We start from the raw sequence: 14,093 nt of genomic DNA on the forward strand, positions 1-14,093 counted from the left end.
TATTATCTTCGTTGTATGAATAATAAAAAAGCAGTTGCCGAAAAGTTGTTACAAATTAATGCAATTAAATTAAGTGTAAACAAACCTTTTACATGGGCTAGTGGTTGGAAGAGCCCGATATATTGTGATAATCGTAAAATACTTTCTTATCCTTACATCAGGGATTTTATTAAATCTGAGTTATGTAATACAGTGTTTCAATCTTATGAGGATGCCGAAATGCTTGCCGGAGTGGCAACGGCAGGAATACCATGGGGAGCTATGGTGGCTGACCAGCTTAAACTTCCTTATATATATGTGAGACCAAAACCAAAAGAGCATGGGCTCGGTAACCAGATCGAAGGGTTTTATGAGCCGGGAAAAAAAGTTGTTATAATAGAAGATCTTATTTCTACCGGGAAGAGCAGTCTGCAGGTAGCAGAAGTTTTGAAAAAAGAGGGACTTCAAGTGGAAGGCATGGTTTCGATTTTTAATTATGGATTTGATGTAGCTAAAAAAGCATTTGAAAATGCAAAAGTCAATTACCATTCTCTTACTGATTATGACACCGTTATTACACTGGCTATTGAAAAAAATTATGTGTCAGAAAAGGATCAAAATACCTTGTTAAACTGGCGGGCAGACCCTGCAAATTGGGATGCAAAATCCTAAATTCGTTTAAAATATTCGTATATGAACAGTGTTATACTTAGTTTAATTATGTTGGCCGGATTTACCACTCCAAGCTATGCGCAACAAAAAGCGATTCAAAAGGCAGTAATCAAAACACCGAATGTTCAATGCGAAGCCTGCAAAACCAGGATTGAAAATCATTTAGCTCATGAAGATGGGATTTCATCAGTTAAGGCAGATTGGAGAAGGCACACCGTGACCGTTACCTGGTATACAGATAGAACCAATATTGAAAATATAAAAACGGAATTAGCCAACCTGGGATATGATGCGGACGATGTGACTGCTGACCCTTATGCTTATAAAAGGCTTCCCATTACCTGCCAGCATGTAACGCATCCTGCTGGTCCTAAAAAATAAAAAATTTTAGTCGATAAGTGCTTTTCAGAATAGAGAAAAGGTTTCCTTGGTCTCGTAGTTTACCGGGAAGTTCATGAATACATTTGCTTTACCAACTTTTATTTTCCCCGTTAACTTCACCATCACTTCCTTCCCGGTTAATGTATTCCATGCGTTCTTATAAATATTCTGCATATTCACATCAAACTTTACAGGAAGCGTGAACGTATCTCGTCTTGGAATTCTTATTAGAGTGTCAAATGTGCTATGACCCAATAAACTTCCATCAATAAAAATATCCAGGTCACTATTCCTTAATTGCATCCCAAAATTATTGGGATTATAATATTGAATATCCAAACCAACCGTCGAATTATTAAACCCCAGTTTCTGGACAGTGAAATTATTAAAGTTTATATACTCCAGTTCTTTAGGGGAGGAGCAGGAAAAATTTGTCAAAATCAGGACAATATATCCCAGTTTGTTTCGAGTCATTTGTTTTAAATATTTCTTCACTTCAAAGATGGCGGCTATATCTCTTCCCGCAAAATAATCCACACTGTTTATTTTTAAATGTTCACCACACCGCTTTCTGAAAACATTATCTTTTTCAAAAGTATGGGCCTCCAGCTTTAGTCTCCTGCTGCTGATTTTCATTCATGACCTATTTGTTCCGATCTATTTCTCAAATTTAAATTCCGGTGAAATTAAAGCCGACACCCAAGCCTTTAAACACTTCAGTTTCGAAAGGCAAACTGTCTCTTATTCCATTCATGCGAAGCTTTCCACATATTATAATTCCTCAGAAAGGTCAATTGCGTTTTAATAAGAAAAAATAACCAACTAAAGACCTTAGAAGAAGATATTTATGTAGCCATTAGGGCAGGGGATCTTTTTGCGCCTTTATGGCATATAAGCTCAAAATTTTTGTTTGACTTTGTGGTAAGTTGTATATATAGGACCCCAGCAAATAAACTTTTGGATACTAAAAATATTGGTAGAGGAAATAAATTTTACCAACCGTAAGTAAGCTTATTTATTTAGTTTGATTATTTTATTTTAAAATAATAATTATCAATTATTTATAATATTTATATGATTATTTATATTATAATTGCAAGGGGTTTTTTTCGCAAAAAATCACTAAATTAACTGACTTTGACTATTTGACGACAAAAAGTCATTATTTTATTTATAATTATTTGAATTACATAAAATTTATAGCTATAATTGACAATAAAATTCAATTAATTGTCTTAGGTTAAAAAATTATAATGTGAATAGGTTGGCATCTGAAGTTTTTAGAAATTGACCGGCTGGAAGTTGATCTTTGGCAGAAATAATGTCAGTTTGTTGTTTAAATAGTTCAATTTTTTGAATCTTGCTGTCGTAATTAGATAAAATCTAAAATTGTTAGAAACATTACGCTATAATCAAACTATATCTTTTACAAAAGATAATTTTTTTAAAAAATAATCAAGTGAGACGAATATGGAGTAGATAATTTCTAATTTCATAAAAGCAGTAATTTTACGGTCTTGCAAAAATGGAATATGTACTCTATGTTTGCATCTGTAAGTGAAAATGTTTACCTCAACATAATTGCTTTATATCAAATTTCTTTGCTGAATTACCTAACTGTTCCAATCCTCCTTGAATTCCCATCGACAAAAAAGATTGTTTAATATAGTATAACCTCAAACACAAGAAATGAATAGAAACTCTACATTAAAAAGTAAGATTGTATCGATACTTACTAATCCAACTTTCTTCTCTTATTCTTTTAAGCTTTTTTCCTTTTTGTATAAACACCAGTTTATACAGCCTGCTTTAGTGGTTGAAAGGGGGAACGCAAAAAACCGCGTTATTAATTCCGCGCTTTGTTCGTCGAGTTAATACTTTCCCCATTCTGGAAAGAAACTGCCTGGAATTTTTAAATAGAAAGTGAGCTATAGTTTCTATTAACTTTTAAATCGTCCAATATTTATTGTAACATAATCGTCATCCAATATTCATTGCAATTCAGAAATTTTAAAAATTTAAGCAATGAATACAAAAATTTTATATAAAAGCTTAGTAGTTATATTGGCCCTAATGATGACCCATTCGGATGCCATGTGCCAAACTCAAATGAAAACTGAAAACGCTCAACAGGCGAAAGTTAATTATACCAGTTTCACTGTGAATGAGGAAAAGCAAAAAATAATGATTGACTGGTCGACAGATAATAAAGTTGCTACTAACTATTTTGAAATACAAAGAAGTATTGATGGCACTAATTTTAAAACAATTGCATTGGTAATGGGACCTGATCCAAAACAAGCAAACTGCGATTGTTACGAAGGCTTTGACAAACTATCAAACATTAAACATAAATATTTTTATCGACTTAAGCATGTAGGAACTGATGGCGAAGTGGTGTTGAGTGAGACAAAAATGCTGGCAATAAAATAAATTATAAACTTATAAAACTTGTTTTCTTTGGGGGTTACAGAACCTTATTGGTTCTTAACAAACGCCGCATTTCTATGCGGCTTTTTTTATTTCAGTCATTACAAACGGTTCAGAATTAAGTTTAGTTGTTTTGCCAAACAATACTGAAATATTAGGTGTGAGGAATGGAAAATTTAATTTTTAACTATAGACATTACCGACGCATTTTAGCATCTGATTACTATGTTTTATTTCTTGAAATAATGACCCGTATGTTGCCAAAAAGATTCATCGGGCAAAATAGGACAAAAGCAACTTGACAAGGAGAAAGAAGTACTTTAAGGTAAATCCGTTACCTCAACATTGACAACATTTTGATGGCCTGGTTTTTTAGTATTAGTATCAAAAGAAAATTGTAAAATTTTTCTTTGATGCACGCCAGCATTTGATTTTTCGGAAGGTTTAAGGATTATTTTTGTTTTTTTACTCTCACCTGTTGAGAATGAATTATTACTCGCATTAACGCTTACCAGCTCATTGCCGTCTGTTTCAGTTTCATCTTCGGGTGAAGGAGAAGTGTTTATCCTGTATTTATAATAAGGATTACTCAAAGCCTTTTCTTTCGGGTGATCCGGAACCCTCTGGTATTCCCGCTGAACCCTCTCATTTTTGCTATAAATCATTCTCATAATGGTTGAACTCAAAGAATCATGGAGTCGGATCTCTTTGTTTAAATTGTCGAGCAGATATAATTTACCAAATTTCCCTTTGTCACCTTTTAACTTTGAAAGTTCTTGTTTAGCATTTTCCATAAAAGTCTGTGTTTCTATTTTGCCCGGGAAATCGGTAGATTTTATTTTTGAAAGACTTTCACGGATATTGTTTTGAACTTCGTTCCAGTTAATATTATTTATTTCTTTATAAGCTTGTTTTAAACCCTCATTTAATTCATTGATATCAATATTACTTAAATCAATTTTGAAGTCGCCGTTTTGAAATGGTAAATTTCGGATGTTTATAGATTGAGGTAATTTTAATTTGCTTCCATCGAAGAAATATTGTTGGCCGTTGAAATTCATCGGTAATGGGGCACGTCCATTCGTTCCATTTATTTCTGTATTAAAAGTAAAATTGTTATTTTCTTCAACCGGAAAACCGTTATTATCTTTTTCGTCGAAAGTCTTTAATTCCTTAGTAAGTGAAATATGTTTTAAGGTTTTTGCTGGCGAATTTTCTTTTACAGCATTATGTAAAACCAATACTTTGGCAGAATCATTTGCGTGCAGGATTTTTTTAACTTCAATATCTTTCTTTATAATTCGAACGGGCACCTGTCTTTTTTCGCCGGGAGACAGCCACGCCAGCGAGCAAAGGATACCCGTAACTAATAGCAGCGCAAGTAATTTCTGACCATAATTAAATTGTCTGGAAACTGACTGGCCCTTTGTAATTCTTTTGATACGGGATAAGAGTTGCTTTTTGCCTGAAACCGCTCCTATAGCAAGTTTTAGGTTAGTGGCACGTGATTGTTCCAATCGTAGTAACGCAGATGCATAGGAGTGGGGGTCGTACCGGTATTGAAGCACAAAATCATCGCAACAATTTTCCCTTTCTCTCTTAATAACTTTTGAAAGTAAGACCACAAATGGATTGAAAAATAATATCGTTTCAATAACAGAAACCATAATGTTTATTATATAATCGTTGCGTTTTATGTGTGATAATTCGTGTAAAATAATAGCCTCCAATTGATCAGTTGATAAATTATTTAAGGAGGCAAAAGGAATGAGGATAACGGGTTTGATAAATCCTATTGTTGCCGGAACATCGATATGGTGAGAAACCCATACACATATTTTCCTGGTAATTTTCATTTGCCCTGCAACTCTTTGTGCAAAAGCCTGTAATTCTGCCGGTGGATTTATTAACCGCCTGTTCGATATTTTATACACATACCTGTAGGCGGTAAAAAGCTTCGCCATCAGGAAAAATAAAAGAAAAATGTATGCAACTGATAAATAAGGCAGCGATGAGCCTGCATATAATAAAAACTTCTCGAATGCTGATGTATGCTCAGCGGCGGCAACTTTTGCAGTGTTAGTAATTGCATAGGTTATCGACAATGCTGACTGGTGATTAATTATTTTTGAAACAAAACCCGCCAGAAACAAAATAAAAGAAAAGAACACAAGTACTGTAGAAAGATTATTCTTGAATTTCGCGGATGCATTTTTATAAGAAGCAGAAATGGTTTCGTACAAAAGCCAAAGTATAAATGCCTGCCATAAGCTGTTAAGTATAGCGCTACCGAGTGCCTGGAGGAAAACTGAATGTTGTAATGCAGCAAAATCCATTTATTCTTTTTTTAAATTGTCAAGATATTTTTGAATTTCTTCTAATTCATTTTTAGATGCTTTCTGGTTGCCAAGCGCTTGTAATACCAATTGTGTAGATGAACCATAAAATAATCCCTTAATCATTTTATCCAGGAACTGTTTCTGCGTTTTTTGCCTGCTTATAGCTGGTGTATAAATATGTGTTTTTGCGCTATCGTCCCTGGTTACCAATTTTTTTTCAAACATTATTTGCATCAATTTGAGAGTGGTTGTATAACCCGATGCTTTGGTTTTGGAAAGTTCTTCATGCACTTCACGAACAGTTGCGGATTCACGCTGCCAGAGGATTTGTAAAATCTCTAATTCACTTTCTGTTGGATTCAGGTTTTTATTTATTGACATTATTACGACTTTATTCGTAGCAATATACGATTTTGTTCGTAACCGAAAATAATTTTTTTGATGAACGGTATCTAATTAACGATTTATAAACTTTGAAAATGATTTTTTTGGTTTGATATAGATATATTATTGATTTTTTTTTCATAATTATACTGTTTAAGTTCGTATCAAATATTAAAGAATGAAAACAGCAGAAGTTAAGTTTAGTATTTCTTTATTTGATTCAATTGATGAATTAAATAAAGAAGATGCTTTACTTTTAAGAGAAGCACGAAAAGTTACGCAGTATGCTTATGCGCCTTATTCAAATTTTAATGTTGGAGCTTTTGCAAAACTGGAAAATGGTAAAACGGTAAGTGGAACTAACCAGGAAAATGCTTCGTTTCCTGCGGGCATATGTGCTGAAAGAACCTTGCTTTCTACTGCCTCATCTTTATTTCCGGGAGTAGGAATTGATACGATTGCGATTAGTTATAATAATCTCGATGGCAAAAGCGACAGGCCTGTAAGTCCATGCGGTATTTGCCGTCAATCTTTAGTTGAATTCCAGGACAGGACCAAGAAACAAATTCGCGTTATATTAAGTGGAATGGAGGGAGAAGTGCAAATTATAGAAAATGCAAAAGACCTCCTTCCATTGGTGTTTGGAGCCGATGATATGAAATAGATTAATCCAACACCTTCAAACTTTTTTCAATAATTTTTATACAATCAATTATTTCATCTTTACTAATAATTAAAGGTGGTGCAAACCTGATTTTATCTCCATGTGTTGGTTTCGCCAATAGTCGGTTTTCTTTTAGTTCCATGCATAATTTCCATGCAGCATTTTCATCAGGATGATTAATTACAATTGCATTCAAAAGCCCTTTGCCGCGAACTTCTTTTATATGCGGTGAATTCATTTGCATCAATTCTTCTCTAAAAAATTTTCCAACTGCTTCAGCATTTTCTGCAAGGTTTTCTTCTTTTAAGACGTCTAATGCAGTGATAGCAACTTTACAAGCTAATGGATTTCCGCCATACGTACTTCCATGTTCACCCGGTTTAATAGTAAGCATTATTTCATCATCTGCAAGAACAGCGCTGACAGGCAGAGCACCACCACCAAGCGCTTTGCCCAATATTAAAATATCAGGTCGAACATTTTCATGATCACAACAAAGCATGCGCCCGGTCCTGCATAATCCTGTTTGAATTTCATCACCGATAAATAACACATTAGCATCGGCACAATATTGTTTTGCTTTTGAAAGATAACCATCATCAGGAACCACAACTCCTGCTTCGCCCTGAATAGGCTCAACCAAAAAGCCGGCAACATTTGCATCTTGTAGTGCATCAGATAATGCAGGAAGATCATTATATGGAATTATTTCAAACCCGGGAAGATATGGCCCGAAATCTTTTTTTGCAACAAGGTCAGTGCTAAATGAAATTATACCTAAAGTTCTTCCATGAAAATTATTGGCACACACAATTATTTTTGCTTTGTTATCCGGAATTTTTTTTACGGCATATCCCCAATGCCTGCAAAGTTTCAAAGCTGTTTCTACCGCTTCGGCTCCGGTATTCATTGGTAGTACTTTATCGTACTTAAAATATTGTGTAATGTATTGAGTAAACTCACCCAGCGCACGGCTATGAAAAGCCCTGCTGGTAAGGGTTAGTTTTTGGGCCTGTTCGATTAATGATTGTATAATACGGGGATGACAATGGCCTTGGTTTACTGCAGAATAAGCGCTTAAAAAATCATAATATTTTTTTTCTTCTACATCCCAAACATATATACCTTCTCCTTTTTGAAGAACAACCGGGAGGGGATGATAATTATGAGCGCCATATTGATTTTCGAGATCAATAAAATAATCGGTTTGGGAAACAGCTGATAAAACTGGCATAAATAAAAATTAAAAAAACTAAATGAAAAATTAGAAAAGAATCGAAACCAGGGGACGATATCGTTAAACCTTGTGATCTAAGAAATCAAGATTTGCAGAAAGAAACTGTTGTATGTAAGAAGTATTGATCAACTGTAATATTTATCCGTAAAGATAATTATTTTTAAAATTATAAATTGATTAATTTATCAGAATTATTGATGGTACTCCCGTTAAAGTCGTGCAACATTGATAAGTTTATAAAAAAAACGCTGCTCATTTTTGTAATTGATTATTTCATCCTTTTTAAAAATGCCAAAGACAGTACTTCCGCTACCGCTCATAGCGGCATAAACTGCACCTTTTTGATACAGGTCTTCTTTAATTTTTTTTACGTGGGGATACCTTTCAAAAACATAATTTTCAAAATCATTACCCAATTCTTCTTTCCAGGTCTCAATGGGTTGTAGAACAATATCGTTAATTTTTTTTGCAGGAATAGCCGGTATAATTTTTTTGAATGCTTCTGCTGTGCTGACATGTATACCGGGATTTATCAATAAAATTTTATGCCCGGAAAGAGAAAGATTTATGGGCTCAAGAACTTCTCCACGACCGCTTGCCAGACATGGCTTGTTGAGTAAAAAGAACGAACAGTCGCTTCCTAACTGTAAAGCATAATCGAATATTTTATCTCCCGGGATATGGAGATAAAATTTTGTATTCAATAATTGTAGCATAAAGGCCGCATCAGCAGACCCTCCGCCAAGTCCGGCTCCAATTGGAATTGCCTTGTGTAGATGAATAGTTATTGCAGGTAGTTGTGGATAATCTTTCTTCACAAGGAGGTAAGCTTTCAGGCAAAGATTATTTTCCGGGTTACCTGCTGCAATGCCGGTAACGGTAATTTGAGTTTTAGTTGATGAAGGAACTATTTCCAGGGCATCCTGTAAATTTATTGGAAAGAAAACAGTTTCGAGATCGTGAAAACCATCTTCTCTTTTACGCAGAATATTAAGTCCAAGATTTATTTTACAATTGGGAAATGTTATCAAATGATGAGCGATGAATAATGTTGAAATATGAGCGATAAAATCAGATATTCAAACGAGGTTTTAACACTAATAACTGGTTAACCAATTAACCCGTCTTCCTGGCTTTTATTTCATCTCTTATTGAGGCTGCCTTAATATAATCTTCCTGCTCGAGTACTTCGGTTAGTAAATTTTCAAGTTCTGAAATGGATAATTTTTTGAGATCGTCACTATTGGTGTCAGAATGAGAAACGACAACCTTTTTCTTCTTATCATCTTCTTCCATTAAAATTCCTGCACTATCAAGTATATTATCGTAAGTGTATATGGGACAGCCAAACCTTACTGCAAGTGCAACGGCATCTGAAGTACGCGAATCGATTTCTACTGTATCATGTTCTGTTGAACAAACCAACTTGGAATAGAAAATACCTTCCTGCAAATCATTAATAATTATTTCATGGAGCTCAATATTAAAAGCGAGCATAAAATTTTTCATAAGATCATGGGTGAGAGGCCTGCTGGGCTGCATGCGCTCCAAAGCAACAGCAATTGCCTGTGCCTCGAAACCTCCAATAACTATTGGAAGACGACGCAAACCATTTACTTCACCCAATACAACAGCATACGAATGCGTTTGTGTGATACTATGAGAAAGGGCAACTATTTCCAATTCAATTTTCTTCATACCAATCCCTGTATTTAATGAATTTTGATATTAGCAAATATATAAAAATTAAAGCCTTCTATAAACGAAATGCATTACAGATTAAATTTTTTGAATAAGTCTATGCGTTTTAGTGACGAATTATGTTCCTTTCAATTTTTTTACGGCTTCAGTAATTTGTGGAACCACCTCAAATGCATCTCCTACAATGCCATAATCGGCTGCCTTAAAAAAAGGTGCTTCAGCATCTTTATTAATTACAACAATTGTTTTACTTCGGTTTACTCCTGCAAGGTGTTGTATTGCACCGGATATTCCAATGGCAAAATACAAATTTGGTGCAATGGCAAGCCCTGTTTGGCCTACATGTTCATGATGTGGCCTCCAGTCGCTATCGCTTACGGGACGGCTACACGCAGTTGCAGCGCCAAGTGCTTTAGCAAGATCGGTTACAATTCCCCAATTTTCAGGCCCCTTTAATCCACGTCCGCCACTTACTACAATTTCTGCTTCAGATAACGGAACTTCGCCAACTACTTTGTTTACCTCCTGCACCTTCACTTTTGCTTCCGGTATGGGAACATTTAATTCTGTTGTTTCTGCTATGCCTTCTACTTCGTTAATTTTATAAGCGTTCGCATTCAATGAAATTATTTTTACATCTGTATTTATAGCAACATTGGCAAATGCTTTGCCACTAAAAACATTTTTCTTTACCACAAATCCATTGCTTAATTCTGGTAATGATACGGCCCCGGATACGAGGCCTGCCTTTAATCTTACAGATAAACGCGGTGCAATAGCCTTTCCATTAAAGTTGTTAGAGAAAATAACAACATTTGCACCGATGTTTTTTACAGCTTCAGCAATTACACTTGCAAACACTGCAGCATCAAAATTATTAAGAGATTCGTTTTTTAATGAATGAACTTTTTTCAAGCCATATTTACCCAAACCGGCAAGGTCTTCATTTATTGTTCCCAGCACAATTCCCTCTGCAGTTGTATTTAGCATTTCTGCAACTTTTGCACCATAAGATGCGGCCTCCAGTGAATTTTTTTTAATATGCCCGTCCGACTGGTCAAGAAAAATTAATACGCTCATTTTTTTAATTAATAATTTAGGAATTGAGTTAAAAAACTTTTGCTTCTTCATGCAACAACCTTACAAGTTCCTCCGGCTGATCTGCAGGAACTAATTTTACTCCTGCTTTTGGTGGCGGTAATTCAAAAGAATTTATTGAAGTTAATGTTTCTGCGTCTACAGGATCTGTTACTTTTAATGGCTTTGTTCTTGCGCCCATGATTCCTCGCATATTAGGAATACGTTGTTCTGCAACGCCTTTCTGGCAGCTAACTACAGCAGGAAGTGTTACTTCATCGATTTCTTCGCCACCTTCTATCTCACGGTTAACTGTAGCCGAAGTTCCATTAAGTGTAAATTTTGTTGCTAAAGAAATGTAGGGTAATTCAAGTAGCTCAGCAACCATACCTCCGATTGATGAGCCATTATAATCTATAGTTTCTTTTCCTGTAAAAATCAGGTCGTAATTATTTTGTTTTGCTATGGCAGCAATTTGGGATGCGATATAAAAACCATCCTGGCTGCTACTGTCAACACGGAAAGCTTCATCGCCACCAAGAGCGAGGGCTTTACGTATAATCGGATCTGCGTCCGCACCCCCAACGTTTATTAAATGAATTACAGAAGACGCATCTGCTTCCTTTATCTCGATGGCTCTCACCAATGAATACCACTCATCATATGGGTTTAAAATGAATTGTACACCTGCTTCCGCAAATTTCGTATTGTTATCAGTGAAGGCTATTTTTGCCGTTGTATCCGGAGTTTTGCTAATGCAAACAAGAATCTTCATGAAGCTCTTTTTGTTGATTTGCGAAGATACTAAGGAAACAAAACGTAAAAAATTATTTGATGGACAGGATAGACAAACTGAAAGAATACATGAAAACTGCAGGGAAAGACAGTTTCCTCCAACACGCATTGGCGTTGGAATATATTAAAGTAGGTAATGATGAGGAAGCACGACAATTGTTTAACGAAATTTTAAAAAGAGAACCTACCTATATTGGATCATATTATCACCTGGGGAAATTGCTTGAGCGCACCGGTGATAATGCGAAAGCATTAAGAGTTTATAAAAGAGGGATGGAAGTAGCAGAAGATTCCAGTGATCATCATTCGTACAGGGAACTCCAGGCTGCTTATGAAGACCTTGAAGATATTGAATCAGCATAACCAAACTTTACATGTCTTTTCTCCAAAAATTTATTGATAAAATTCAAAAAGAAAATCTTTTTCAAAAAAAAGATCAGTTACTATTGGCCGTTAGTGGCGGTATCGATTCTATTGTGTTGTGTGAATTATGCAGCCAGGCCGGTTTTGAATTTAAAATAGCACATTGCAATTTTCAGTTAAGAGGGGAGGAGAGCGAGCGTGATGAGGCCTTTGTGAAATCGCTTGGTGAAAGATATTCAACTGAAATTTTCATAAAAAAATTCGATACTGAAAAATATGCGGAAGAAAAGAAAATTTCCATACAGGTCGCTGCCAGGGAATTAAGATATGAATGGTTTGAGGAATTAATTGCATCGACAACCGGCAAGTTAGAACCCACGACAAAAAAATTTTCCGAAACATCGAACAACAAACATCGTACGTTGTACATCCTAACTGCTCACCATGCAAATGATAATATTGAAACCCTTTTAATGAATTTTTTTAAAGGTACCGGCATTAAGGGATTGCAGGGAATTCCGGTAAAGCAACGCAAAATTATCCGGCCTTTATTATTTGCAAAACGAGGGGAAATACTTGCGTTTTCCAAAGTAAATAGTTTATCATTCGTCGAAGATTCTTCCAATCTATCTGATAAGTATACACGAAATTATTTCCGCAACCAATTGATTCCATCTATTCGAAAAGTTTTCCCGGAAGTTGAAGACAACTTGCTTCATGCCATTGAAAGATTTAAAGAAATAGGAATGTTATATGAACAGGCAATTCAGCTTCACAAAAAGAAATTGCTTGAGTATAAAGAACACGAAATCCATATTCCTGTTTTAAAATTACTTAAATCAATACCCTTAAAAACCATTATTTATGAAATTATCAAAGAATATGGTTTCACAGCACATCAAACCGATGACGTGCTTCATTTATTAAAAAGTGAAAGTGGTAAGTATATTTCTTCTTCCATGTATAAAATAATTAAAGATCGCAAATGGATAATAATATCACCACATAATTCGCTACAAGCTGCAACTATTTTAATTGATAAAAATGATAATAAAATTGTATTTGAAAATGGTGAATTAGAGATCAGCAAATTTGTAAAAAGTGATACGATTCTTTCAACAGAAAGTTCAATTGCCACGCTTGACGCAAAGGATATCATTTATCCGTTATTATTAAGAAAATGGAAACAAGGCGATTACTTTTATCCGTTAGGCACAAAGAACCTGCCCGCCGGCAGGCCGGGAAAAAAGAAACTAAGCCGGTTTTTTATTGATCAAAAATTATCACTCACTGAAAAAGAAAAAATCTGGGTAATAGAAAGCAATAAAAGAATAATTTGGGTTGTTGGTAAAAGAATTGATGATCGTTTTAAAATTACAGGCAGCACAACTAACGTACTTAAAATTTCGTTTAACGAACGGTAAATATTTTGCGGGGATCCAGGTTTTTTACTGCGTCTATGAAATGATCCAAAACAGGATAATTAGAAAATAGTTTACTGGCAACTATAAGAAAAACAATACCAAACAACGCTCCCCAGATATGTGCAGAGTGATTGATACGCCCGCCACCTTTTTGATCTAACCAATAAGATACGACTAGGTAAATAATACCGAATAAAAACCCCATCATATACACAGGTATAAATATTAATCCTATTCCTTGCAAAGGATTAAATAAAATGTAAGCAAAAACTACCGCCGATACAGCGCCGGAGGCACCTAAGCTTCTATAACCAGAATTTGTTTTATTTTTTAAATAGCTCGGTATAACACATACGATCAATGCAAGAACATACATAACGACGTACAATAATTTTCCATAGTTTCCAAAGATCGCATCAAAAATTTCTTCTGTAATATTTCCGAATAAGTAAAATGCATACATGTTAAAAAACAGGTGCCCGATATCTGCATGAATAAGACCGCATGTTATGAAACGGTAATATTGCTTATTATTTGTAATTGCAGGGGGATAAAAAATAAGATCATTCATAACTTTTTCGCTGCGGAAAGCGGCTATTGATATAAGGGAAGTAATTACTATTATAATAACTGTTATTGACATTTCG

General features: G+C 34.9%; 15 protein-coding genes. 6 read left to right on the forward strand and 9 right to left on the reverse strand.

What is annotated here, in order from left to right; genetic code table 11:
* Positions 1 to 15: 15 nt before the first annotated feature.
* On the forward strand, positions 16 to 651 hold the full coding sequence (gene pyrE, locus FW778_RS16705; protein WP_150415963.1) for an orotate phosphoribosyltransferase: 636 nt from the start codon (positions 16 to 18) through the stop codon (positions 649 to 651).
* 21 nt (positions 652 to 672) lie between these two features.
* The gene (locus FW778_RS16710) at positions 673 to 1,032 is read left to right on the forward strand and encodes a heavy-metal-associated domain-containing protein (protein ID WP_150415964.1); all 360 of its coding nucleotides are present in this window, start codon (positions 673 to 675) and stop codon (positions 1,030 to 1,032) included.
* A 24-nt stretch (positions 1,033 to 1,056) separates the two neighbouring features.
* On the opposite strand, the gene FW778_RS16715 is transcribed toward FW778_RS16710, so the two are convergent.
* Positions 1,057 to 1,668, reverse strand: coding sequence for an LEA type 2 family protein (locus FW778_RS16715; protein ID WP_150415965.1), 612 nt, complete (start codon positions 1,666 to 1,668; stop codon positions 1,057 to 1,059).
* 1,389 nt (positions 1,669 to 3,057) lie between these two features.
* Between FW778_RS16715 and FW778_RS16720 the strand changes: the two genes are divergently transcribed.
* Positions 3,058 to 3,465 (forward strand): hypothetical protein, encoded by a 408-nt coding sequence (locus FW778_RS16720; RefSeq protein ID WP_150415966.1) that lies wholly within the window; start codon positions 3,058 to 3,060, stop codon positions 3,463 to 3,465.
* 317 nt (positions 3,466 to 3,782) lie between these two features.
* Here FW778_RS16720 and FW778_RS16725 read toward each other — a convergent pair whose 3' ends face one another.
* On the reverse strand, positions 3,783 to 5,798 hold the full coding sequence (locus FW778_RS16725; RefSeq protein WP_150415967.1) for a M56 family metallopeptidase: 2,016 nt from the start codon (positions 5,796 to 5,798) through the stop codon (positions 3,783 to 3,785).
* Positions 5,799 to 6,182 (reverse strand): BlaI/MecI/CopY family transcriptional regulator, encoded by a 384-nt coding sequence (locus tag FW778_RS16730; RefSeq protein WP_150415968.1) that lies wholly within the window; start codon positions 6,180 to 6,182, stop codon positions 5,799 to 5,801.
* 181 nt (positions 6,183 to 6,363) lie between these two features.
* Between FW778_RS16730 and FW778_RS16735 the strand changes: the two genes are divergently transcribed.
* Entirely contained in the window at positions 6,364 to 6,849 is a 486-nt protein-coding gene (locus FW778_RS16735) for a cytidine deaminase (RefSeq protein WP_150415969.1), read from the forward strand.
* Position 6,850: 1 nt separating this feature from the next.
* Here FW778_RS16735 and rocD read toward each other — a convergent pair whose 3' ends face one another.
* From rocD to FW778_RS16760, 5 genes are all read right to left on the reverse strand, one after another.
* The gene (gene rocD, locus FW778_RS16740; protein WP_150415970.1) at positions 6,851 to 8,083 is read right to left on the reverse strand and encodes an ornithine--oxo-acid transaminase; all 1,233 of its coding nucleotides are present in this window, start codon (positions 8,081 to 8,083) and stop codon (positions 6,851 to 6,853) included.
* A gap of 212 nt (positions 8,084 to 8,295) precedes the next feature.
* On the reverse strand, positions 8,296 to 9,117 hold the full coding sequence (ispE, locus tag FW778_RS16745) for a 4-(cytidine 5'-diphospho)-2-C-methyl-D-erythritol kinase (RefSeq protein ID WP_150415971.1): 822 nt from the start codon (positions 9,115 to 9,117) through the stop codon (positions 8,296 to 8,298).
* An 85-nt stretch (positions 9,118 to 9,202) separates the two neighbouring features.
* Entirely contained in the window at positions 9,203 to 9,784 is a 582-nt protein-coding gene (locus tag FW778_RS16750) for a bifunctional nuclease family protein (protein ID WP_150415972.1), read from the reverse strand.
* Between the two features lie 120 nt (positions 9,785 to 9,904).
* A complete protein-coding gene (locus tag FW778_RS16755; protein WP_150415973.1) occupies positions 9,905 to 10,867 on the reverse strand; it encodes an electron transfer flavoprotein subunit alpha/FixB family protein in 963 nt (320 codons plus the stop codon).
* Positions 10,868 to 10,895: 28 nt separating this feature from the next.
* Positions 10,896 to 11,639: an electron transfer flavoprotein subunit beta/FixA family protein gene (locus FW778_RS16760; RefSeq protein WP_150415974.1), complete on the reverse strand. Its 744-nt coding sequence runs from the start codon at positions 11,637 to 11,639 to the stop codon at positions 10,896 to 10,898.
* Between the two features lie 59 nt (positions 11,640 to 11,698).
* Between FW778_RS16760 and FW778_RS16765 the strand changes: the two genes are divergently transcribed.
* Entirely contained in the window at positions 11,699 to 12,022 is a 324-nt protein-coding gene (locus tag FW778_RS16765; RefSeq protein ID WP_150415975.1) for a tetratricopeptide repeat protein, read from the forward strand.
* 11 nt (positions 12,023 to 12,033) lie between these two features.
* Positions 12,034 to 13,446 (forward strand): tRNA lysidine(34) synthetase TilS, encoded by a 1,413-nt coding sequence (tilS, locus tag FW778_RS16770; protein WP_150415976.1) that lies wholly within the window; start codon positions 12,034 to 12,036, stop codon positions 13,444 to 13,446.
* Here tilS and FW778_RS16775 read toward each other — a convergent pair.
* Positions 13,433 to 14,089, reverse strand: coding sequence for a rhomboid family intramembrane serine protease (locus tag FW778_RS16775; protein WP_150415977.1), 657 nt, complete (start codon positions 14,087 to 14,089; stop codon positions 13,433 to 13,435). The two genes, tilS and FW778_RS16775, sit on opposite strands and share 14 nt — an antisense overlap.
* Positions 14,090 to 14,093: the final 4 nt, after the last annotated feature.

This window comes from Ginsengibacter hankyongi, from assembly GCF_008710285.1.
Lineage (GTDB): Bacteria > Bacteroidota > Bacteroidia > Chitinophagales > Chitinophagaceae > Ginsengibacter > Ginsengibacter hankyongi.

What these genes read in the sequence shown, in the direction of transcription:
- pyrE (WP_150415963.1), top strand. Translation starts at nt 16, where the DNA reads ATGAATAATAAAAAAGCAGTTGCCGAAAAGTTGTTACAAATTAATGCA.
- FW778_RS16710 (WP_150415964.1), top strand. Translation starts at nt 673, where the DNA reads ATGAACAGTGTTATACTTAGTTTAATTATGTTGGCCGGATTTACCACT.
- FW778_RS16715 (WP_150415965.1), bottom strand. Translation starts at nt 1,668, where the DNA reads ATGAAAATCAGCAGCAGGAGACTAAAGCTGGAGGCCCATACTTTTGAA.
- FW778_RS16720 (WP_150415966.1), top strand. Translation starts at nt 3,058, where the DNA reads ATGAATACAAAAATTTTATATAAAAGCTTAGTAGTTATATTGGCCCTA.
- FW778_RS16725 (WP_150415967.1), bottom strand. Translation starts at nt 5,798, where the DNA reads ATGGATTTTGCTGCATTACAACATTCAGTTTTCCTCCAGGCACTCGGT.
- FW778_RS16730 (WP_150415968.1), bottom strand. Translation starts at nt 6,182, where the DNA reads ATGTCAATAAATAAAAACCTGAATCCAACAGAAAGTGAATTAGAGATT.
- FW778_RS16735 (WP_150415969.1), top strand. Translation starts at nt 6,364, where the DNA reads ATGAAAACAGCAGAAGTTAAGTTTAGTATTTCTTTATTTGATTCAATT.
- rocD (WP_150415970.1), bottom strand. Translation starts at nt 8,083, where the DNA reads ATGCCAGTTTTATCAGCTGTTTCCCAAACCGATTATTTTATTGATCTC.
- FW778_RS16750 (WP_150415972.1), bottom strand. Translation starts at nt 9,784, where the DNA reads ATGAAGAAAATTGAATTGGAAATAGTTGCCCTTTCTCATAGTATCACA.
- FW778_RS16755 (WP_150415973.1), bottom strand. Translation starts at nt 10,867, where the DNA reads ATGAGCGTATTAATTTTTCTTGACCAGTCGGACGGGCATATTAAAAAA.
- FW778_RS16760 (WP_150415974.1), bottom strand. Translation starts at nt 11,639, where the DNA reads ATGAAGATTCTTGTTTGCATTAGCAAAACTCCGGATACAACGGCAAAA.
- FW778_RS16765 (WP_150415975.1), top strand. Translation starts at nt 11,699, where the DNA reads ATGGACAGGATAGACAAACTGAAAGAATACATGAAAACTGCAGGGAAA.
- tilS (WP_150415976.1), top strand. Translation starts at nt 12,034, where the DNA reads ATGTCTTTTCTCCAAAAATTTATTGATAAAATTCAAAAAGAAAATCTT.
- FW778_RS16775 (WP_150415977.1), bottom strand. Translation starts at nt 14,089, where the DNA reads ATGTCAATAACAGTTATTATAATAGTAATTACTTCCCTTATATCAATA.